The sequence below is a fragment of the Cytobacillus mangrovibacter genome, assembly GCF_042865275.1.
GTDB lineage: Bacteria > Bacillota > Bacilli > Bacillales > Cytobacillaceae > Cytobacillus > Cytobacillus mangrovibacter.
On sequence record NZ_JBIACJ010000004.1, the window covers coordinates 72,254 to 94,500 of the forward strand.

Sequence of the window (22,247 nt, forward strand, 5' to 3'; positions counted from 1 at the left end):
ATCATCATAAAATGAAATCACAGGGAAACACAGGGCCGGTTCTTGTGTTTCCTTTATTTTTGCCAACAGCTAGTCTTGGATTTAAGCCATGTTATTCAAAGGGTTAAGTCAACCTTTGTGATGGCTCGATAAATGGAAGGCTTTCAAAAATAATCATTCTAGGAGCAAAAACAGAAGAAACGTCCCCATGTTCCTATAATCCTACTTTTTACATATTTAAAAGTATTAGGAAATGAACTACTCTTTAATTATTATGCTTTGATTATAATAAGGGGGAGATTGGGATCGTGAAATTTGGAAAAAGGCAATATTTTAGTTTGTTGATTATTGGTTTATTGTTTTTTGGAACATCAAGCAGTGCTTGGGCGGCTAACAAAAGTTTCATTAAGCAAGTGAAGGAAGAGTATCAGAATTTCGAAACTAAAACAGCAGCTAATTATAGCAACTATCAAAAAACTGAAACGAAGAAATATGAAGATTATAATCAAAAAGAGTCAAAGTCATTCGAGCTGTTTGCCGATCAAACGAAGACCGATGCGAGTAACTTGGAGGCATTGCTGAAAAGTGATTTAGAAAGCTTAGAAAAACGATTTGGCAGTAATGAGTATGCATCAAAACTAAGAGATTACAAAAATAAGATAAACCCTTATTTCGCAGGCAGCCCAATGCATCAGTATTCAGTCAGCATCAACCCAAATTACGCACTAAGCTTAATGATGCAATATAAAAATACGATTAATCAGCATTATGCAGGTAGTCCGATGATGCAGTATAGGACTGCAGTAAATGAGAATTATGCGGGCAGTCCAATGATGAAATACAAGAACATGGTTAATCCACATTATGCAGGCAGCTCGATGTCGAAGCTTAAGAACGAAAGTAATGAATACTATGCTAATAGTATTCTATATAAATATAGTAAAGGGGTCATTTCTCAAAAGGAAGCTAGCAAACAATGGAAAGCATTGCTTCAAAAGGAAAGCCAGGCGATTCAAAACACGATCAATCAGTCTAAAGAGAGCATTAATCAAGTTGAAAGTACGACACTGAATGCTATCCTTAAGCAAAAGTATAATTCTGTAAATGAGATTCTCAAGCAAAGAGAGAAGACGTTAGCAGCTATTAATGAGCTACGCAAGCAATATTTCGGAGAGTCGATCTCCTTTGAGTCACTTATTCCTAATTTAGGTGAGGTGAATGTGATCCTTAATGGGGAATGGCTTGCCTTTAGTCAGCCACCAGCGATTCTTAATGGAACGACACTTGTTCCAATGCGGGCCATCTTTGAAAAGCTTGAAGCTGAAGTGAAATGGCATCCACAAACACAATCTGTTACAGCAAACAAACAGAACATACTCATATCCTTAACAATCGATAAGAAAACAGCCAGTATTAATGGAAAAGAAGTAGCGCTTCTCTTTCCGCCCAAGCTAATAAACGGACATACAATGGTTCCTCTTCGTTTTGTAAGTGAGGCCATGGGCGCAGAAGTGAAGTGGGATGCTAAGAGCGAAACGGTTACAATACAAGTTCCTTAAAGAAACATAGGGACGTTTCTTGTGTCTCTTATACATTTATCCTAAAATATGGAAACACAAGAACCATCCCTAAAACAAAGGGACGGTTCTTGTGTTTTCTTCATAATTCGCAAAACTAAGAGAAATAACTCACTATTTTATCGAAATCTTGTGAAGGAGAATCCAGAGTTTTGTGAAAGAGTTCACCATATGTCATCTGCTCTTGTGTTAAATATAATTTTTTACAAGGGGCTAACGTAACCTTTATGGCGACTCGTCAAATAAGAGTTTCTCAATAATTATTTTAAGAGCAAAACAGTAGGTCCCACACCAAAAAAAGGGACAGCTCCTGCTGAAGTAAACAGAAGAACCGTCCCCATGTTCCTACTTTTTCTTTAACCTGCCTGCCTTTTTTGTTGCTTCACGAAGGATGAATTCGATATGGCTGTTCACGCTTCTAAAGTCATCTGCTGCCCATTTTTGTAGAGCTTCATAGAGCTCAGGATCAATTCGTAATGGAAAACTCTTTTTTTTAGACATTGAAATCACTCATTTAATATAGTGTCCCTGTGTTAATAACTGGCTGAGCTGGTTTTTCTGCGACGATAGCGACGAGTAAATTATTGACCATTTGCACTTTGCGTTCATCATCTAGCTCAATTGTTTGATCGGCTTCTAGTTGTTTAATGGCCATTTGCGCCATGCCAACAGCTCCTTCAACAATTTTCTGACGGGCAGAGATAATGGCAGTTGCTTGTTGGCGCTGCAGCATCGCTTGGGCAATTTCGGTAGAGTAGGCTAAATGGGTTAATCTTGCCTCAATTACCTCAACACCAGCTACATTTAGGCGCTCTTGTAAATCAGTGGTTAGTTCATTAGAAACTTCTTCTGCATTCCCTCTTAATGTAAGTTCTACATTTTCGAAAGTGTCATACGGGTACTTTGTTGCTACATGACGGATAGCTGTTTCGCTTTGAATCTCAACAAATTCCTCGTAATTCTCAACATCAAAGACTGCTTTCGCCGAATCGACTACTTTGAATACAATGACGGCGGCAATTTCAATCGGATTTCCCTCGACATCATTAACCTTCAAACGCTTACTATTGAAGTTTCGGACTCTTAATGATACATTCCGTCGTAGTGAAAGCGGCACTGTCAGATACAGTCCATTCGTACGAATCGATCCTAGATATTTTCCGAAAAAGGTAACAACTGCTGCTTTATTCGGTTGAACAATAGTAATCCCACTAGCCAAAAGAATGGCAATAGCTAATAGAGGGATGGCAAAGGCAAATTGTTCATTTATAAGTAGCCACACACCAAGACCAACTAGCACAACAATAGATAAAACTCCAATAAATCCATTGACTTGAAAGACCTTTTTCTCAATCATCATAATCACTCCCTATAACATCTTTGTTATATTATAATGATATCACTTTTTGGAAAAATTGTAAATTAAAACGAAGGGACGTTTCTTTTGTTTTCTTTATGTATGAAATATGGAAACATAGGAACCGCTCCCAAATTTTTACGTTTGAATAAAAGTTAATTGCATATAATAAATAATCAAGGTATTTACGAAATTTTAAATTCGTTAAATTTGTGATAGTATACAAGAAAGGAGGTTACGGAAATATGGGAATGATGATGAATGAAGAAGTAATTTTTAATCGATTTATCAATGTGGAATTTCCTTTTCAAGAAAAAAAGAATAACTATAAAGAACTAGAAATTTCTCTTACTGAAATCTTTACATTTTCATGTATGATGATACAAATGCGCTATCCAAACTATTTGTATCGTGTTATTCCATCTGAGGATGCAATTTATAAAGAAGCTAATGAGATTAGTGGAAGCATGATAAAAGCATTAAAGGAATTTTCTTTGTATTTTTCTCACTCAAAAGAAGTTACTCCATTAAACTTCGGGCGTGTTAAATATTACTTTGATACTTTTTTCTTTTCAATCACTGAAAAGGGGAAGCTTAACTATTTATATGCTGATGATTATTTATTAACTGTTGATGAAGCTGGAAAGGAATTAAATGTTTCTCGTCCAACCATCAATAAATACGGTCAGAATGGACAAATAGAATTACTTCAGACATCAAAACATCGTAAGATTCCAAAACATGCAGTCGAAATTTGGCGGGATACAGATTTACTAGTAAAGGTTCAAGTGCTGCATGGGTTATATATGAAACGGAACAGTTTCCTGCACCAGCAACTTGAAGAAATTTTGGTGAAGATTAAAGAATTTGAAGAATTGTACGACAACCAGCCTTTTGAAGTCGTTTACAAAGATGTAATTAATGGTGGAATTCCTTGGGATGCGGTAGATAGTGTTGGTGATTATTCAGAATGGGAGCTTCTGATTGAAGAACGCGATGAAATTAAAGAACAACTAGGAATTCATTTATGAGCAAAGAATTTGAGCGAAGGAAAAAGGTTGCAGACTTGTCTGAGGAATTTTCATTTATTACGAATGGTTCATTTCATATCACTGGATATAAGGAAAATCGAATTGATAAAAAAACAGGCGAAAAATATGATTTGCTAATAGCAAATATTCCGTTGATTAACCATCCAATTTATGGGGAAACGAAAATTACTATTCGAGAAGAATATCGAGAACTAGGACTTAGGTATCATTATGGGTGGGAAAAAGTGAAAGGCGGCAAACAGGGAAGGCATATTACCTCCTTTGGGAATGAGCCTCATCCTGATGGTCCTTGGACAGTAAAAAATACAGAACCATATCACCATCATCATGTACCAGAAGAGCCTATCTACCGAAAGGATTGTGAATATATCCGTTCACTTAAAGATGTTTTTGAATTTGTAGAAGAGTTTCTTGTTTATAAAAACGAATATACTCAAGATATTAATACGTAAGGGGAGAGGAAGGGTCCCTATACGTATTTTTTTGAACATAGGGACGGTTCTCGTGTTTTTTCACCTGCCCTGGAAACATAGAAACAGAAAAAGTCGATCTCTATTCCTCGTGGTAATGAATAGAGATTCGTCGCAGAGTTTAAGTTTCCTTAGAATAAAAAAGTCAAAACCCCCTTTTGCTACAGCGCGGGATGTTTTTGTTAACTAAAATACTCACTGGCAGAGGAACACAAGAACCGTCCCCATGTTCCTAGTAAAGGAACAACGTCCTTCCACGTCCCCAGTCAATGGTTGAGTCTGTGGCTTCTGAGATGAAACGCAGTGGGACGAGTGTTCGTCCGTTTAGGATGGTTGCTGGAACATCGAGTGTTACTTTTTGGCTGTTGATGGTTGCATTTTTTGAGTTTATTTTCATTTGAATGACTGTGTCAGATGAGTAGGCTTCTACTGTTTTTGTTTTCTGATCCCAATTTAATGTAAGCCCAGCTTTTTCGAAAAAGGCTTTGATTGGAACGAGCATTCGTCCATTTTGAATAGCGGGCTGATCCTGGCCGAAGGGTAAGATTTCGTTGTTAAAGCTTCCTTTGAGTATTTGTGTATCACTTACCTTTGCATTTCTTAGATCAGGTGAAAGTTTGATAATCATATCAGTTGAAATGAATATTTCACCGTCTTTAACAAAAACATCTTCGCCCGTCGGGTATTCCTCGTTGTTTATAAAAAGTTTATTTTCAAAAGGAAGGATAGTTATTTTCCTTCGCTCATCTTTTATTTGACTTCGTTTCTTGGAAGTGGCATTTACTAGATTCTTCGTATCAATATAACGCTGCTTATTCTCACCGCGTAGAAGGACAATAATGTAATCATGGTTCCCGCTTGTTACAATGCTCACTAAATTATGTTTGGCCTCACCTGTGTATCCGGTCTTTCCAGCTAGAACAGAAGGTAAGTAGTATGGGCTGCTCGCTTGAACGAGTGCATTCGTATTTTTCCATGTTTTTGTTATCGCTTGTCCATACATATTTCTGTAGTGCGCTGTATATATTGGTGTGTGGGTAATTCTCAAGAATGCCTCGTTTTTTGCTGCTTCATTTACAATCAGGGCAAGGTCTGCTGCTGTTGTATACAAATTTGGGTGATGATAGCCGTGTGGATTTGTAAATGATGTATTCTTCGCACCAAGCTTTTTGGCTTGTTCATTCATTATTTGAACAAATTGTGGCACAGACCCACCGATATGTTCAGCTACAGCCATTGCTGCATCGTTGCCGGAAGGGAGCATCATTGCATAAAGGAGCTGCTCAAGTGTCATCTGATCCCCTGGTTTAATTCCGGCTTTCGAGCTATCGTAAGGGATATTTATTGCACTTTTTCCGATCGTTACAGTTTCATTCAGATCTCCATATGTAAGAGCGAGTAGAATGGTCATAATCTTTGTCGTACTAGCTGGATATAAACGCTGACTAGAGTTTTTTGAAAAAATAGGTGTGCTAAGTTTTCCATCTTCAATGACAATTCCTGCATGAGTACCAATCTTTGGATTGATTCGCAATAAATCTACAGCATTAACTGTTTCCTTAGGTAAGCTATTTACAGACTTTGATAGAGTAATAGTAGGGTTGCCAGATAAATAAATATCCCCAGTGCTTGATTCGAGAGCTAAGCCGAGTAACTCAGCAGCATCAGCTAACGGAATATAGGACGATTGCTTATAGGAAATGAGCTTTCCATTGGCGAGTGATTCCTCTCCATTATAGTTGATGAAATAGGGCTCTTCGTATGCTTGAATGGTTTTCATTCCATCCATTGCGTTCGCTGTTCCAGATAGAAACAGAATAAATACGATGAGCATCGGCATGAGTGTTAATTTCTTTTTGTACATTTGAATAATAACCCCAATTCTCTAAAGTAGTAACCTATTAAATTATACAAAACTTATGGATTTACCACTATGTTAATAGAAGAAAAAATCTGCTTTTTAGAAAGGGTAATTCTACCAATGTACTGAACTTATATATATAATAAATGAATACTAGGAGGGGAAAATAATGAAGAAGAGGATTTTTTTACTAGCATTCATTCTAGTTATGATTATTCCACAAATGGCTCTAGCAAATGGAAACCAATTAATAATTATTAATAAGTTGACTAATAAGCTGGCGTTCTATGAAAATGGCAGTCAAGTGAAAACATTTCCTGTTGCAACAGGAAAAACAAATAATCTAACACCCGAAGGAACATTCCCAATTGTGAATAAGATTAAGAATCGCCCGTATTACACGGATGGGATTCCTGGAGGTGATCCAAGAAATCCATTAGGTGATAGATGGTTAGGTCTTCATGCATGGGGTACATATGGAACAACGTACGCGATTCATGGCAATAACAATCCTGACTCCATTGGAAAATATGTTAGCGCAGGCTGCGTCAGAATGTATAATGATGATGTTCATTGGTTGTTTGACCGTGTAAAATTAAAAACAAATGCAGTTATTGTAAACTCTTCCAAGTCCTTTGATGAAATTGCTAAGGCAAGCGGCTATGAGTTATTGCCGCCAATTAAAGTCGTTTTGGATGGGCGCGAGCTGGCTGTAAATGTAGATCCATTCATGGAAAACAATCGAGTATTCGTTCCAATGCGTACAATCTTTGATGAACTAGGTGCAGCAGTCCATTGGGAAAACACAACAAAGTCAATAACCGCGGTGAAAAATTCAAATATCATCAAACTAAAAATCAATTCAAAACAAGCTTCAATCAATGAAAAACCAATCCTACTAGACGTAGAACCAACAATCCGACAGAATACAACCTTCGTCCCCATCCGTTTTGTCAGCGAAGCACTTGGAGTAACAGTCTATTGGGACAGCAAGAAAAGGATGATTACACTCACTTCTCCAAAATAAACAACGGTAAACAACGGGACGTTTCTTGTGTTTCCTTCATTTTTGGCGAGTCCTAATGGAAACAAAAGAACCGTCCCCTTGTTTTTCCTGCTGGAAACAAGAGAAACGTCCCTTTTTAGTGTTATCGTCTAGTACAAGTTCCCACCTATTTTCATATGCTATAGGGTAATGAATAATAAAAAAGGTGGTGTGTGTAATGGGTTGTAATTGTAGGAAATGTCGTGAACGCTCACAAAGAGATGAAGTGGTTGTAAGTCCAACGGAGACGGTTGTTAATACAAGAACTAGAACACGAGTGGTTAAGCATATTCATCCAACTGAAGTGATAAATGTGAATCGAACAGTCGTGAGAAATGAACATTTCTATCCAGTAAGAGAAAGAGAAGTAAATGAAACAGTGGAAGAGAATTATAATTGTGGAAGAAATATAAATAATCCAAGATGTCGCCCATTTTGGAGCATATAGAAACATGTAAGGGTGTAGGGAGGCTCTACACCCTTTTTAAACATGGGGACGTTTCTCGTGTTTCCTTTATTTTTAGCGAGTCCTAATGGAAACAAGAGAACCGTCCCCATGTTTTATGTTTTTACAGAAATAATAAGCAGACTCACTAAAAAGGAATCAATTATTCGAACAACAAGTATTCCATAGCTGATAATGGAAACATAATCTACGAAATTCCACAGAAAAGCAGTAAATATCGTAAGCAAAAAGACGCTAGACCAGAAAAGCAATTTCTGTTTGGCATTTACATTTCCCTTTTTCCTACCTAGAAGTAAAGCCCTAAAATACATATAACCAATGATGGCAATTATTCCAACTAATGTACTCCCGTGCTGGAGAAACTTATATAAAGGAATGTTGTGTCCATATATGTCAAAGGTTTGAGCAAGTATGGGAAAATGGATCACCATATATCCGTGCATATGGGTGAAAGAATCCCAAACAACATGTGTGAGCATTCCAAATAATGCGGAATAGCAAAAGACAATCACTTTCAGCTTTCTACTAGAATCTACTTTATGAATAATAGGCTCTTGAAGAAACGCGGGTAAATGACTAACTATCGTTTGATGCATAAATATATGATAAATAAAGTAAATAGCTGCAACTAAAGGCAGATTAAATAGAAAAAACCCCATCCAAGTATGCCCGATTTCCCCTAACGGCTGCCCCCTTAAGAAATATTCAAAATCAGGAGCCATACTTCCTAAAACCAAGGCGGAAAAGTTAATATATTTGCTCTTTCTTGAGAAGGGTAAAACAACTGCTGGATGTGCAAATGTTAATGGCATGACTGAATGCTCCTAGTCTTAGATAAAGTTATTAATATAGTACCATACAAATTACATTCATGAGCATCTGCTAAAAACCAAGTGTGTCATTTCACTGCGCTGGTTAGTCCTTCGTACATAAAGGCCTGTTCAATGAATCTGACCAACAATTTATATTTTTAAAAGACAATATTCTGGGTAAAGCAAAAGCCTGCCATAATCAAAATAAGCGGAGATTTTTCGGTTAGACAGCGGAATAGAGCTCGATTCGGGGTATATAAGCGGAGATTTTCCGATTAAGCAAAGCAAAATTACTCATTTTTACGTTTTTCGAGTCGATAGTCGGAATCCTTCCGTCTATTTTAGCTATTTTTAGTGCTATATCATAATTAAGAGGAATTTCTCCGTTTATTTATCAAACACTCTTTAGTGTTTAATGAACTTGTACAATTTCTTGTTTAATTAAACAAGAAAAACATTTTGGATTTTCTCCACGTTATCGGAACGGCTTGGTGTAAACAAGAATGGGTTTTATTCGTATGAATAACTTAATGAGCGGGTACACAAATGGCGGGTTCGTGCACCAACAATATCATTTAACAAAGCCTATTTTTCGAACCAAAAAGGTGATATTAGCATAATCCTTGGACAGGAACCTGTCCTTGCACCCTTCGCATATAGTAGTAAGAGGTGATAAAACATGGTGAAAATATTTATTGATCCTGGTCACGGTGGAACGGATCCAGGTGCATCTGGGAACGGTCTTCAGGAGAAAAACGTCACATTACAAATTTCAAGAAATATTCGGGATATACTCACAGAATATGAAGATGTTCAAGTAAGAATGAGCCGAGAAGGGGACCAAACCGTATCTCTATCCCAGAGAACGAATGCAGCCAATGCATGGGGAGCAGACTTTTTAATGTCAGTCCATATCAATGCCGGGGGCGGTACAGGATATGAAGATTATAGACATAATAAACTGTCAGCCTCATCAGCTTCAGGAAAGATCCAAGCTGCCATCCATGCGGCCGTGTTGAACGAAATAAAGAATTATAAAGTTCAAGATCGTGGGGCAAAATCAGCTAATTATCATATGCTTCGTGAATCCAACATGCCAGCCGTATTGTCGGAGAACCTATTCATTGATACAGCAGCAGATGCCAATTTATTAAAAAATAATAGCTTTTTACAAGCCATTGCCCGTGGTCATGTAATAGGAATGGCAAAAGCTTTAAATTTGAAAGCAAAACCAAAGGAGGAATTGACTGTGGCACAGGCACAGGATTTACAACGACAGATTAATGAATTGAAAAATCAGCTTGCTATGCAAGTAGGGAAGCCGGCAGATATGAATAAAGTAAGCTCTTGGGCAGAAAAGGACTGGAAAGAGGCAAGCGAGAATGGATATTTCGATGGAACCAGACCAGGAGCTCCAATTACGAGAGAAGAAACAGCCATTGTCATTAACCGATTACGAAGAAACTTCATCGAGCTGATTGGCAAGAATTCAGCAGAGATGATTAAAATTGAAGAAAGATTGGCTGCCATTGAAAATAAAGCTGACTAATGTGGAAATAGCTATTTTACAGATCAGTTAGCAGGGTATATATAAATAGAAGGATTAGTATGGAATGGTATTCTCCCTCTGATGGTAATTAAATGTAAATTAATCAAACTACTTTTTAATAGCATTTTCTCTGCTATAATTCTAAAAGTGATGAGGCAGTACAAGTGAGCACGGTGATGGTCACTGTGAAACTTTCGCTCATCTCATAAAAAAGAAGTTTAGTAGATTTTTATTATAGGTGTAGAATCAAACAAAAAACATTTCGTTAATTATAGGGAGGATACCATACTAATGGCTTACCAATCAAAAAAATATAACAAATTTATCGCATCAACAATGACAGCAGCAATCGTAGCATCAGCAGTAGCTCCAGCAGCTGGATTTGCAGCTTCTGATTTCAAGGATGTACCATCAGATAATTTCTATTTCGATTACGTATCAGCACTTGCTAATGCAAAAATCATCGATGGCCGTCCAGACGGATCATTCGATCTAGGTGGAAAGATCAATCGTGCAGAAGCATCAAAAATGGTTGCTAACATCCTTAAGTTAGATACGAAAAAAGCGCCAGTAGCTGACTTCTCAGATGTTGACCAAACAAAATGGTATGCTGAATTCATCAATGCTTTATATTCGAAAGAGCTTATCAACGGAAAAGGCCAAGGTAAATTTGATCCTAACGGTACATTAACTCGTGGCGAATTTGCAAAAATGGTTGTAGAAGCTTACAATCTTTCACTTAAAGCAGATGGTCCTGTTGCAAAATTCAAAGATGTTGATGGAGATAAATGGTATGCTGATTATGTAAAAATCCTTTTCTCTCACGGATTAGTAACTGGTACGACTGAAACAACATTCTCTCCAGATGCACAAATCAAGCGTGCAGACTTTGCGAAGTTATTAACTGAAACAGATTGGGAAAAAGGAACAACACTTGAAAAGGGACATGCTTCTGTTGAAAGTGTAACACCTGTTAATGGCAAAACAATTGAAGTGAAATTTACTAAAGCAGTTGATGCTGACACGTTAAAAAATGCTTTAAATGCTGATGTGATTAAGGTAGTTGCTAGTGCAGGTTCAAAAGATGCTGGTACTATTACACAAACATTAAGCGCTGACGGAAAAACACTTACCCTTAAAGCAGCTAACTTCTTTAAAGGTGAATACACAGTTCAAGTTCCATTTGAAATTGTTAAAGATGTAGATGGTAAATTTGTTAGCCCGATCAATTCAAAAGTAACAGTGAATGATCTGAAAGCTCCAGTATTATCAACAGCTACAACAACAATTAAAGATACAAAAGATGGCATCAAAAAAGTAACTTTAACTTTTGATGAAGAAGTATCTTCAATTGAATTAGTAAAAATCAATGGTACAAACATTGATAATCCAGTAATTGAAGGAAACAAAGCAACTATTGAAGTTGACCTTGATGCAACAAAAACATATGATGTGACAGTTGTTAAAGCTACAGATGCAGCGGGCAATGTAAAAGATATTCAATCAGCTGCATTAAACGTAGTAGTAGATAATACGGCACCTTCTATTGTAAATGTTGAAGCAATGGGTGAAAACCAAGTAAAAGTAACAGTTGATGAAGAGCTTAAAGACAATGCATTAACGATTACAGGTAAAGTTGGTTCATTCACTGATAATATCGTCCAAAAAGCAGAAGTTAATGCAGCAAATCATAAAGAATATACAGTTACACTAAAAAGTGACTTCCTATTCAAAAGCGGCAACTCTGACACAGTTACTTTAACAGTAGCAAAAGATAAATTATCAGATGAAATCGGCAATACAAATGCTGCTGATATTTCTAAAACAGTTGTTGTTACAAAAGATACAGCTGCTCCTACAGTTGTAGATGTAGCTACTTCTTCAACAGATGGCAAAGTGACTTCTTTCACAGTAACATATAATGAAGAAATCACTGTTTCTCCAAATGCTAAAATGGCAGTGACAAACTCAAAAGGTGAAATCAAAGCACAGGATCAAGTGGTAAGGGAAATCACTAAAGTTAATGCGAAAACAGTAGTATTTAAACTTGCAGATAACGTAGCTGCTGATAAATACAGCTTTGAATTAGCAGAAGGCTTTGTAAAAGATAATGCACTTTCTCCAAGTAACAACAGTGCAAAGTATGCATTCACAGTTGATGTGAGCGAAGCGAGCAACCCAGTTGAAACGACATTTGCTATTAGTAAAGCAGAATCAACTGGCGAGGTAATTACTGTAGAATTTGGCGAAAAAGTAAAAGCAACTGGAACAGGAAATGCCCTAAATCCTGAAGCTTATGAAGTGAATGGTGTTAAACTTCCAGCTAATACAGTGATTGAATTTGCTAAAAATAATAATGTAATTGATCAGACTAAGGTTATGATTACATTACCAGCTGGATTCGTGAAAACAACTGATGCAAAAGCAGTTTTCACTGTCAATGGCGTTCAAACTTTGGATAACAAAGAAAATGTACCATATACTAATACAATCAAAGTTACAGATAATACAGCTCCTGAAGCTCAATCTATTGCAATTACAGAATTAGACAAAGTGACTGTGACTTACTCTGAAGCGATTAAGATTGCTACGCATGCAGATATTTCCGATGAAATCAGCCTTTTTAACAGCAAAGGCGAAGCTGTTTCATTCAAAGAATTTAAAGTGAATGAAGAAGGAAAGCTAATCCTAACTGTTGACAATGCTTCATCTGTAGTTAAATTAGTAACAAACACAGTTGATGCTGCACAAGCAGATATTAAAGATGCTGCTGAGAATGTTCAAAAAGCTGGATTAACAGTAAATAAATAATAATTGGTTCATAAAGATCATGACATTGCAAGCTCTGTAGAGGTATACTTTACAGAGCTTTTCTTTTAAGTAGGGAGTGTAAAAATGATAAGCAGAAAAGAGATTAGAAGGTTCATTTCGATTATTATGATTGCTGTGGTCCTATCTGTGACCGGAATGGGATATGGAAATGCTTCAGCAGCAACTCAACAAGTCGGAAAGGGTTTGTATGTCAAAAGTGGTGTGACGATTGAAATCAATGGGGAAAGTGTCAAATTTACAGATCCAATTTTGAATAAGGATGGATCCCTCCTGTTGCCAATGCGAGCTTTTTACGAAGCGATTGGTGCAACGGTTAAATGGGGACAAACTTCAAAAGTGGCTAGTGCATCTAGAAATGGAAAACTAGTTGAGCTTACGATTGATTCTTCTGTCGCAAAGGTGAATGGCAAGAATGTGACAGTGAGTGTGCCACCATTGCTTTATAAGTATCGTACTTACGTTCCATTGCGCTTTGTCAGTGAGAATTTTGATGGACAAGTTATATGGAATCAACCAAAACAGAAGGTTGAAATTACATTGGATAAGTTTGCAGAAGAAGAACCTGCACCACTTCCACCAGTAGACCCCTATGTTTTGCATATAAATAATAAACGAGTTATGATGAGTGATCCCGTTATCGTTAAGCAAGGGAGAACGTATATTCCGGCAAACTATTTTTATGAAAACATAGAAAATGCTTCTGAGAATTGGTTGACCGATCAGCAATTGGAATTACAAATTGCTGGGTTAAACTTTGTTTTCACGAATGGCAGCAATATAGCGGTAATAAATGAGGAGCCTATTTTGATGAGCGAGATCCCATTTATTCAATCAGGAAAGATGTATGTTCCTGTTCATTTTATCGTAAATGCCCTTGGGGGGAATTTACGCAATATGCCTGAAAAAAGTGAAATGTATATTTATCTTACTGATTTAATGTTCCACGGTGAATTTATTGAAAAGTCGAGCGGTCCTACCTCTCTCCCTGTTCTTGTACCTAATGCTCGTTTAGAAGGAACTCGTAATTTATTAATTAGTGATAATCCAGAGACATTAACATCTAATTTAATATCGAGTTCAACAGCTACTCTAGCCCAATATGATATTCAATCCGCTTCGAGCATGAAGGAGCACCGCGTATTTGGCTGGCATTATAATCAACTTGGGAAAACATCGATGATTGGGATTACGATTCAGAACACATCAGCGAATAATAGCATAGAAGTAACGAACTCAAAAGGATACGCAAAGACTAGCGGCAACAGCTGGATTAATTATGATATTGGGCTGCCGATTGCGGATGCCGTGCTAAGTGAGAAGTTAAAGAATTCCGATAGTGTTGGCATCGTCATTCCGCCTGGGGAAACAAAGACAATTGAAACATTTGAACTGTACCCTGGTTACACACTTGGATTCATTCAGGACATAGATGTTCGTTCAGTAAACGGAGCAAATAGCAGTTATACCATTCGAACGGTTTTGGCTCAGAACAAGGAAGACCTAACAAGTATTCATTCTGAGCAAGTGTCAATTGATAAATTCGCAGCACATCCTAGAGGTGTATGGCCTCAATCAAGTATTACAGCCGATTTACCAACCTATACAACTGGTTCTCCAGAGGTGGGCTACAATCTTTCGAACGGAAAAACGGATCATTTTCTGACAGAACAAAATTCATTATCAAAAATCAATGGATCTGTTGGCAACCCTGGTCACTTTGGACTGACTTATAAGGTCAATATACCAATTCTTAATCCATCAGGAGAAGAAAAGGTAGTCAAGCTCAAGCTTGCAGGAAGAGGCGGCCTGTACAGTGGAGCGATAAAAATGAACGGAAAAGTTCATTTAATTCCAACACTCAAGCCTAGTACAGAATATGTCGAACTGTCTGAATACAGAATCTCCGGCCAATCAGAAACAATCAGTCTAGAAATCATGCATGCCGGCGGAGCAAACATGCCTGCAGCTATTTATGTAGAAACAGTTAATTAACTGAGATATTTATAAAAAGTTGTTGTTTTGAATAACCTTTCTGCTAATAAAAAAGGTTGTTGATTGGAGCGGAAGGTGCGAGACTCCTGCGGGAGGAGTGGGACAGGTGAGACCCCGCAAGCGCTTTAGCGCTGAGGAGGCTCACCGCCCACCCCGCGGAAAGCGAGTACCTGGAGCGGAAATCAACCTTTACCAACAATTGTTTGCGAATACGGCTATAAACAAAAAAACAGAGTGGGCAACTGAGCCTACTCTGTTTTTCGTTTGCCAATCCAATTACCAATAATAGCTCCGGCAAAAATACATAATAGAACAAATAACGTTTCTTGAAAATCAAAGTGGAAAAATGATGTAAGGCTATTATTCAATCCTCTCAAGATAATGACAACCACATATGATAGAACCAAACTGCTAAAAGCCCCTAATAAAAATCCATTAATATGTATCCATCTTGAAGTTGGATGAACAAATAGATACCCCAATATCCAAAATAATACGAGTAAGATGTTAAGATAGGAAAGGTACGAAGTATTAAAAATATCACCTATCCCATTCGAATAGGACATCCATGGCACGATCTCTTTGATGGCTCTAATCAGCCATAAGCCGGTTATTCCTGCAAAGATGATCCCAGTCGTATTAATTCGATTATATTTTATAAAGAAGAAAACAGCTAAAATAATAGTGAGTATAGGAAAAACTAGCAAGGCTGTAAATAAAATAAATAGCCCATCTGGAAATTCGTACGTAGCGTTCGTGAGGATTTCAAAATACATTCCAACACAAGTCATTGTTGCTAAGAATCCGATGATTCCAGTAAGTATAGCGGCTGTAAAGGCATGAATGAATCTCATTTATTATTTTTCCCTTCTTGTTATGTTGTTGATGTATGAAATAGAATAACATAGAGGTTAGTATAATGTGAAATGTTAACTAATATTTTACAATTTTACATTAAGTTTGGCAGGAATAATGTTAAGCTAGAAGAATAGTATAGAGAAGGCTATTTTTTAGGAGGAGTGTATTGTGAATTTTTTGAAGAACAAAGGTCTGGCCGTTGGGCTTGCTGCTTCACTAGTTGCTAGTACGATTGCACCAAATGTTTCCTTTGCTGTTGAGAAGGATTTGAATCAAGGCTACAATAAGCAGCTTGAACGTTTACATCTGCAGAAGCCTGAGTTTAAGATGAGCCAGGTTGGAAAAGAGGATGAAAAGGCATTTTCTGAAACCCAGCTTGTCATTAAGTATAAAACACCTCTCGCAACTAGCGAACATCGAAAGGCCGGAGGAAAGCTTGTCAAAAGATTTGCTAGCTTAGGCTATGATGTCATTGAGGTTCAAGATAAGAAAAAGCTTGCTGCTGTAGGACAAGCTTATTTAGCTTTGCCAAATGTACAATCGGTATCAAGAAGTGCTTTCGGCAAGAAGTTTGGCACGACTGATCCAAAGGCGAGTGGAATGTACCATATCAATTCTCTTAATCTAGCAAAAGCTCAATCAATGGCAGGGAAGAATAAAGTCAAAGTGGGTGTCATTGATACAGGGATTGATGCCAATCATTCGGAGTTGAAAAATAAACTAATTGCTAATGTGAATATATTTGATCCATTGCAAAAGGGGAAACCTGACAGTCACGGAACACATGTGTCCGGAATTATTGCTGCTGAGAAAGGGAATGGAGTTGGAGGCTACGGCATTGCTCCAAACTCAGACATTGTTTCCATCGATGTATTTAACCAGTCCTTTTTTGTAACGGATTATATGATTGCAGAAGGCGTGTTAGAGGCGATCAAGCAAAAGGTAAAGGTCATCAATATGAGTTTAGGCAGCTACTATCCATCGCCTATTATTAAAGATGCCGTTCAGAAAGCGATAGATAGCGGGATTGTTGTCGTTGCTGCTGCAGGGAATGATGGAGCAAATGTCTTGAATTACCCTGCAGCTTTCGAAGGCGTTATTAGTGTGGGTGCAACGGATGAAAAGAATCAGCTTGCCTTTTTTTCAACATTTGGTCCGTCAGTTGATGTAGTTGCACCAGGTCAAAAGGTTTATGCGCCAGTGTATGATAGCAGCAGAGGTTCTTCTTTTACGGAAATGAGCGGTACTTCTATGGCTTCTCCAGTTGTAGCAGGCGCTGTTTCCCTATTACTCTCTAAATATCCGAATTTATCACCTTATCAAGTCGAATATATTTTAACGAAAACGGCGAAGGATATAGGGGATAAAGGCTATGATCTTAAGTATGGGTATGGAATGATTGATTTAGTTAAAATGCTGTCATTTGACCCGAAGGCCATACCGGCAAATCCAGTCGTCAAAGAGGCTAATGTTTTAGCAAAAGCGAAGGATTTAGGAGTACTTGATACACATTCCCTAACAGGCAAATTACAGAAATTGAATCAAACAGATTTATATAAAACACAATTAAACGGTGGAGATTTCCTTCAAGTATCACTCGAAGGAACAAGTAAATATGATTTGAAATTTGAACTGTTGTTCTTTACAGATGATACGAAGAAAGCTGTTAAGAAAGTTGAAGTAAATGACGTGCGTGAAGGGTCAACAGAAGGGATCTTATTTGAGGCTCCAGAAAATGGGACGCTTGTCATAGCCGTAAAGGATAGCTTCGGAAAGTATCATGAAGCAGGACAATCTACGTACAGTCTTGAATTGCAAAAGGTAAAAGAGCTTCCTGACGATGGAAATACAATGGAAACACCTGTAGTTGTTGAGGCTCTGCCGTATCAGACAAAAGTGGATCATTATTATACAAATGAGCTAATTGTGACAGAAGAAGAAGAGATCGTTTTAGAAGAAGCATCTACATCGGAAGAGCCAGCTTCTGAGACAACGGAAGAGGTTGTTGAAGAAGAGGAATTTAAGGGAGTGCCAGGAGACTCTGACTTCTTTAAATTCAAAGTGCCGGGAAATACTGAAGATGGCATGCATATTGTAAAAGTTAATCTTTCTGATGTACCTGGTATTAATCCGACTATCAAGCTTCATATGATTGAGAAATATGAAGGCGAAGAAATGGTCTATGAGATGGACCAAGCTTCCAATATGGGAATGGGAAAAGGTGAGGAACTAGCCTTTAATGCATATGGAGGTCAAGAGTTTCTTATTGAGGTGACAAATAAACCTTATTTTGACGAATACCTTCTTATGTATGGAGATTATGAAATAGATTATGAGCAAAGCTACTCCTCTGTTCATCCATATCAATTAACGATTGATTCCAAGATAGCATCGGAGGATGAAGATGGAATCCCTATGATGGTAGGGATGGAAGAAGATTTAATGAATGGTAATATTCAAGAGTATGTTGCGAAGAAAAAGGAAATTGAAGAAGTAGTAAGTGATGCACCTAGAAATCCATATGAGGAATATTTGAATAGTCTTCGAGAAGCTGCTGTGGAAGTGAGCGAGGGTGAGGCAAATGAAGGGTCGCTTCAAAGTTTTGGAGATGAAGACTGGTTTGCATTCAAACCAAAACATAGTGCCATTTTTGAAATAGATATGAGCAAAGCTTCTCCTTATAAGCCAGCTGCAATGGAAGTGGTTAAGTATAATGAGAAGGCAAAGGGCTTCGATTATATTTATTCCAATAGCATATGGTCATGGACAGATGGATCGGTATCAGTGGAGGACAAATTCACATTAGGACTTCAGGCTGGAGAAACTTATTATTTCCGTGTCGCAGATCCAATGTATCGCCCATCATTTGATCCGTATCAATTTACAGTAAAAACGAAAATAAAGAACACAGCTGATCCGTATGAAACAAATGATTCTTTTGAAAAAGCCATTAAGGTTTCTACAAATGGGCTAACAGCTAATTTCTCTAGTGCAGGAGATGTGGATACGTATTATTTCAAACCTGGGAAGGATGGCGTATTTGGTGTAAGTGTCACACCAGGCGTACTCCCTGCGAAATATAAAGACGTACCTGCAAAGCATAAATCTGATATTGATCCACTTGTTGTCATTATCGAGGATACAAATGGAAACGGTAAGCTGGAAGTAGAAGAAGAAGGAAACTTAATTTATGTAGATAATAATGCATTTGGGGATGAAGAAAGATCTGGCTTCAGAGTGAAGAAGAAGTCAGGCTACTTTATTTCAACATATGATTACTCAGGAACAAACTCTTCATTAGTTCCATACGTTTTAAAAATCGATGGGGCTAACCGTACAGATGAAGATGCTGGCTCCGCTGTAAAAAATAATGTTCCATCCAAGCCAATTCAGTTGCAGAAGAATGGTAAGAATACTTATGCAGCCACTGGATATTTCAATATGACAGCTAATAAAGGGGACGCAGATCATTACAAGCTAAATCTTGATAAAGATAGCAAGCTTACCCTTACGTTAGAAACTCCAGAGGATATTGACGGCAAAGTAGCCGTCTATAATGCAAAAGGTGTTCAAGTCGCAACATCTGATTTTTATGGAAAAGGAGATTACGAAATCCTGCCATTGAATCTAAAAAAGGGAAGCTACTATATTAAAGTAGAAGACCGCGCAGGCAATGCAAGCACATCTCCATACAAGATTGTTATTAAATAAGAAGATATGAGAAAAAGGGTAGAAGATCATTTTTGATCTTCTATCCTTTTTTTGGGTTAACAGCAGAGGGATTGGCAGCAATTTTCTAAAAGGCCGATGTAAAGCGAAGTGACGGATAACCTGAACAAAGAGACGGGTAAAAAGTCGAAACTGACGGGTAAAAGACAAAAACTGACGGGTAAACAAAAAAACTGACGGGTAAATAGCACAAACTAACGGCTAACCCAAAAAACTGACGGATTAACAGCAAAAAGTAAACATATTGAACAGCACAGCCCCAGCACAGAAACAAAACAAGGCAGTTTTCGCCCAATTTTTCTTATTTTTTCATGAATTTTGCCATTTTATACACTAATTTGTTTTATAATAGAATCGTAGTGTAATTATTACTCTATTACAGATTACCTTGTACATAGGTAATAGAGTCTACAAAAAATATGAATCTTTTTTGAGGAGGAAAGTGTAATGAGTTACATACCAAAGTCGTACCGCAAGTTTATGGCAACGGTTACAACAGCGGCTGTTGTTGCATCTATGGTTGCCCCTGCTGCTAATGCAGCTGAGGTTAAAGGATTTCCAGATGTAAAAGAAGACCATTGGGCAGCTGAAGGAATTTATAGTTTAGTTGAAAAGGGTATTATTAGTGGATATGAAGACGGCACTTTCCAGCCGAATAAGCAGCTTATTAGAGGTCATGCTGCTATTCTATTAACAAGAGCACTAGATTTACCGATCCCAACAGATTTAAATTCATTTAAAGATGTTACTAAAAAGTCTGGCTATGCTGAGGCAGCTGCAGCAACAAAGCAAGCAGGAATCTTTGTTGGTACGAATAACAAGTTTGGCGGCAGTGATGTACTTACACGTGAACAAGTCGCATCTGTATTAGTACGCGCATTTGATTTAGTTGGCACAGATAAAGAAGTTAGCTTTACAGATATGGATAAGGTTAATCTAGCACATAAGGATGACGTGAAGGTATTAGCTCAGCATGGAATTACAACTGGAACAGATTCAGGGAAATTTGATCCGAAAGCACCTGTAACTCGTGCAACTTTTGCTACATTTATTCACCGTATCTTAGAAAAGCAAACAGACAATTATAAACTATCAATTATGCACACAAATGATACACATGCAAATTTAGATAGTGTAGCAAAACGTGCGACAGCTATTAAAGAAGTTAGAGCGAAAAAGAAAAATTCACTATTAATTGATGCAGGGGATGTATTCTCAGGCACATTATACTTTAATGAATTTAGAGGACAAGCTGATTTAGCCTTCATGAATTATTTGAAGTATGATGTCATGACATTCGGAAACCATGAGTTTGATTTAGGCAGCAGCACTGATGGCCACAAAGCGTTAGCAGAATTCGTGAAAAATGCGAAATTCCCATTTGTAAGTGCAAATGTTGATTTTTCTGGTGATTCATTATTCAATGGCATTTATCATGGTGGAACAATTGCTGAAGAAATTAAAGATGGTCAAATTTATAGCGGAATTGTGAAGGAAGTAAATGGAGAGAAGATCGGGATCTTTGGATTGACTACTGAAGAAACGGCTGATATCTCAAGCCCTGGCAAAGTGAAATTCCAAAACTATATTGATCAAGCTAAGAAAACAGTGAAAGCATTTGAAGACAAAGGCATTAATAAAATCGTAGCTGTTACTCATATTGGCTATGATGACAATGCTGAATATGATAATGATCTTGAATTAGCTAAAGCGGTTGACGGCATTGATGTAATTGTTGGCGGACACAGCCATACTCAGCTTGATAAGCCGGTTGTTATTGAAAAAGATAAAAATGGAAAAGAAAAGGATCCAACAGTCATTGTTCAAGCTTACCAATATAGTGATTTCCTTGGAACCATCAATGTTGAATTTGATAAAAACGGAAAAGTAGTAGGACAAGCTGGTAAACTAATTAAAGTTGCTGAAAAAGCAGAGGATGCAGAAGCTGCAAAAATGCTTAAACAGTATGCTGACAAAATTAAAGAAGTAAAAAATTCAGAAACAGGTGCTGCGACAACAAGTGACCTGACTAACCCACGTGCAAATGACACATCTGTATTCAGTGTTAGAAGCAATGAAACACAATTAGGTAACTTAATTACAGATGGTATGCTTGATAAAGCAAAAGAATATAACGAAAACGTTGTTATTGCTATGCAAAACGGCGGCGGTATTCGTGCAGCACTTGATAAAGGCCCAATCACTTTAGGTGATGTCTTAACAGTGCTTCCTTTCGGAAATACATTGGCAACAATGAAATTGACTGGTGCTGAGATTATTACAGCACTTGAGCATAGTGTAAGTCAGTCTCCAAAGGAACATGGTGGATTCTTGCATGTTTCAGGAATGAAATTCACTTATGACAGCACAAAAGCAAGTGGTGAAAGAGTTGTTTCAGTAGAGGTTAAAGGAAAAGACGGTACTTTCACTGCTCTTGACAAGACAAAGGAATATGTAATTGCGACAAATGCATTCACTGCTAAAGGCGGAGACAACTATGCCGTATTCAAAAAGGCATATGAAGAAGGACGTGTAACAGATCTAGGTTTAGCGGATTGGGAAAACCTACGTGACTACGTAATTAAATTAAAAACGGTTGATCCTAAAATCGAAGATCGTATCACAGATGTAGCAAAGAAATAAGTAAATAAACAAAAACAGCAGTCTC

Annotated in this window: 15 protein-coding genes; 10 read left to right on the plus strand and 5 right to left on the minus strand. The window is 37.5% G+C overall.

Annotated features, from left to right (window positions below):
- Positions 1–287 precede the first annotated feature (287 nt).
- Positions 288–1,538, plus strand: a complete 1,251-nt coding sequence (locus tag ACFYKT_RS08935) for a copper amine oxidase N-terminal domain-containing protein (protein WP_389218484.1) — start codon at positions 288–290, stop codon at positions 1,536–1,538.
- A gap of 363 nt (positions 1,539–1,901) precedes the next feature.
- Here ACFYKT_RS08935 and ACFYKT_RS08940 read toward each other — a convergent pair whose 3' ends face one another.
- Together ACFYKT_RS08940 and ACFYKT_RS08945 are read right to left on the minus strand one after the other, a co-directional pair.
- Positions 1,902–2,057, minus strand: a complete 156-nt coding sequence (locus ACFYKT_RS08940) for an Arc family DNA-binding protein (RefSeq protein ID WP_389218487.1) — start codon at positions 2,055–2,057, stop codon at positions 1,902–1,904.
- A 13-nt stretch (positions 2,058–2,070) separates the two neighbouring features.
- Positions 2,071–2,913 (minus strand): SPFH domain-containing protein, encoded by an 843-nt coding sequence (locus ACFYKT_RS08945; protein ID WP_389218490.1) that lies wholly within the window; start codon positions 2,911–2,913, stop codon positions 2,071–2,073.
- Positions 2,914–3,158: 245 nt separating this feature from the next.
- Between ACFYKT_RS08945 and ACFYKT_RS08950 the strand changes: the two genes are divergently transcribed.
- Both ACFYKT_RS08950 and ACFYKT_RS08955 read left to right on the plus strand, forming a co-directional pair.
- Positions 3,159–3,944 carry an excisionase family DNA-binding protein gene (locus ACFYKT_RS08950; RefSeq protein WP_389218492.1) on the plus strand — a complete coding sequence of 262 codons (786 nt, stop codon included), beginning with the start codon at positions 3,159–3,161 and terminating at the stop codon, positions 3,942–3,944.
- Positions 3,941–4,417 carry a toxin-antitoxin system TumE family protein gene (locus ACFYKT_RS08955; protein WP_389218495.1) on the plus strand — a complete coding sequence of 159 codons (477 nt, stop codon included), beginning with the start codon at positions 3,941–3,943 and terminating at the stop codon, positions 4,415–4,417. Before ACFYKT_RS08950 ends, ACFYKT_RS08955 begins: the two co-directional genes overlap by 4 nt.
- Positions 4,418–4,667: 250 nt before the next feature.
- Here ACFYKT_RS08955 and ACFYKT_RS08960 read toward each other — a convergent pair whose 3' ends face one another.
- A complete protein-coding gene (locus tag ACFYKT_RS08960; RefSeq protein ID WP_389218498.1) occupies positions 4,668–6,299 on the minus strand; it encodes a stalk domain-containing protein in 1,632 nt (543 codons plus the stop codon).
- Between the two features lie 166 nt (positions 6,300–6,465).
- On the opposite strand from ACFYKT_RS08960, the gene ACFYKT_RS08965 reads away from it, so the two are divergent.
- Entirely contained in the window at positions 6,466–7,323 is an 858-nt protein-coding gene (locus ACFYKT_RS08965; protein WP_389218500.1) for a L,D-transpeptidase family protein, read from the plus strand.
- Between the two features lie 196 nt (positions 7,324–7,519).
- Positions 7,520–7,789, plus strand: coding sequence for a spore coat protein (locus ACFYKT_RS08970; protein ID WP_389218503.1), 270 nt, complete (start codon positions 7,520–7,522; stop codon positions 7,787–7,789).
- Positions 7,790–7,902: 113 nt separating this feature from the next.
- Here ACFYKT_RS08970 and ACFYKT_RS08975 read toward each other — a convergent pair whose 3' ends face one another.
- The gene (locus tag ACFYKT_RS08975) at positions 7,903–8,619 is read right to left on the minus strand and encodes a DUF4184 family protein (RefSeq protein ID WP_389218506.1); all 717 of its coding nucleotides are present in this window, start codon (positions 8,617–8,619) and stop codon (positions 7,903–7,905) included.
- Positions 8,620–9,298: 679 nt separating this feature from the next.
- Here ACFYKT_RS08975 and ACFYKT_RS08980 point away from each other — a divergent pair.
- The 3 genes from ACFYKT_RS08980 to ACFYKT_RS08990 all read left to right on the plus strand — a co-directional run bounded on the left by ACFYKT_RS08980 (position 9,299) and on the right by ACFYKT_RS08990 (position 14,992).
- The gene (locus ACFYKT_RS08980) at positions 9,299–10,168 is read left to right on the plus strand and encodes an N-acetylmuramoyl-L-alanine amidase family protein (RefSeq protein WP_389218509.1); all 870 of its coding nucleotides are present in this window, start codon (positions 9,299–9,301) and stop codon (positions 10,166–10,168) included.
- 291 nt (positions 10,169–10,459) lie between these two features.
- Complete coding sequence (locus ACFYKT_RS08985; RefSeq protein ID WP_389218512.1) at positions 10,460–12,979, plus strand: S-layer homology domain-containing protein; 2,520 nt, start codon at positions 10,460–10,462, stop codon at positions 12,977–12,979.
- A gap of 84 nt (positions 12,980–13,063) precedes the next feature.
- Positions 13,064–14,992, plus strand: coding sequence for a copper amine oxidase N-terminal domain-containing protein (locus tag ACFYKT_RS08990; protein ID WP_389218515.1), 1,929 nt, complete (start codon positions 13,064–13,066; stop codon positions 14,990–14,992).
- A gap of 248 nt (positions 14,993–15,240) precedes the next feature.
- Here ACFYKT_RS08990 and ACFYKT_RS08995 read toward each other — a convergent pair whose 3' ends face one another.
- A complete protein-coding gene (locus ACFYKT_RS08995; protein ID WP_389218518.1) occupies positions 15,241–15,846 on the minus strand; it encodes a hypothetical protein in 606 nt (201 codons plus the stop codon).
- Between the two features lie 172 nt (positions 15,847–16,018).
- On the opposite strand from ACFYKT_RS08995, the gene ACFYKT_RS09000 reads away from it, so the two are divergent.
- Together ACFYKT_RS09000 and ACFYKT_RS09005 are read left to right on the plus strand one after the other, a co-directional pair.
- Positions 16,019–19,561 carry a S8 family serine peptidase gene (locus ACFYKT_RS09000; protein WP_389218521.1) on the plus strand — a complete coding sequence of 1,181 codons (3,543 nt, stop codon included), beginning with the start codon at positions 16,019–16,021 and terminating at the stop codon, positions 19,559–19,561.
- 465 nt (positions 19,562–20,026) lie between these two features.
- A complete protein-coding gene (locus ACFYKT_RS09005) occupies positions 20,027–22,222 on the plus strand; it encodes a 5'-nucleotidase C-terminal domain-containing protein (protein ID WP_389218524.1) in 2,196 nt (731 codons plus the stop codon).
- Positions 22,223–22,247 lie beyond the last annotated feature (25 nt).

Coding starts and splice junctions, on each gene's coding strand:
- ACFYKT_RS08985 (WP_389218512.1), top strand. CDS start 10,460: ATGGCTTACCAATCAAAAAAATATAACAAATTTATCGCATCAACAATG.
- ACFYKT_RS08970 (WP_389218503.1), top strand. CDS start 7,520: ATGGGTTGTAATTGTAGGAAATGTCGTGAACGCTCACAAAGAGATGAA.
- ACFYKT_RS08955 (WP_389218495.1), top strand. CDS start 3,941: ATGAGCAAAGAATTTGAGCGAAGGAAAAAGGTTGCAGACTTGTCTGAG.
- ACFYKT_RS08965 (WP_389218500.1), top strand. CDS start 6,466: ATGAAGAAGAGGATTTTTTTACTAGCATTCATTCTAGTTATGATTATT.
- ACFYKT_RS08995 (WP_389218518.1), bottom strand. CDS start 15,846: ATGAGATTCATTCATGCCTTTACAGCCGCTATACTTACTGGAATCATC.
- ACFYKT_RS08945 (WP_389218490.1), bottom strand. CDS start 2,913: ATGATTGAGAAAAAGGTCTTTCAAGTCAATGGATTTATTGGAGTTTTA.
- ACFYKT_RS08975 (WP_389218506.1), bottom strand. CDS start 8,619: ATGCCATTAACATTTGCACATCCAGCAGTTGTTTTACCCTTCTCAAGA.
- ACFYKT_RS09005 (WP_389218524.1), top strand. CDS start 20,027: ATGAGTTACATACCAAAGTCGTACCGCAAGTTTATGGCAACGGTTACA.
- ACFYKT_RS08980 (WP_389218509.1), top strand. CDS start 9,299: ATGGTGAAAATATTTATTGATCCTGGTCACGGTGGAACGGATCCAGGT.
- ACFYKT_RS08940 (WP_389218487.1), bottom strand. CDS start 2,057: ATGTCTAAAAAAAAGAGTTTTCCATTACGAATTGATCCTGAGCTCTAT.
- ACFYKT_RS08990 (WP_389218515.1), top strand. CDS start 13,064: ATGATAAGCAGAAAAGAGATTAGAAGGTTCATTTCGATTATTATGATT.
- ACFYKT_RS08960 (WP_389218498.1), bottom strand. CDS start 6,299: ATGTACAAAAAGAAATTAACACTCATGCCGATGCTCATCGTATTTATT.
- ACFYKT_RS08950 (WP_389218492.1), top strand. CDS start 3,159: ATGGGAATGATGATGAATGAAGAAGTAATTTTTAATCGATTTATCAAT.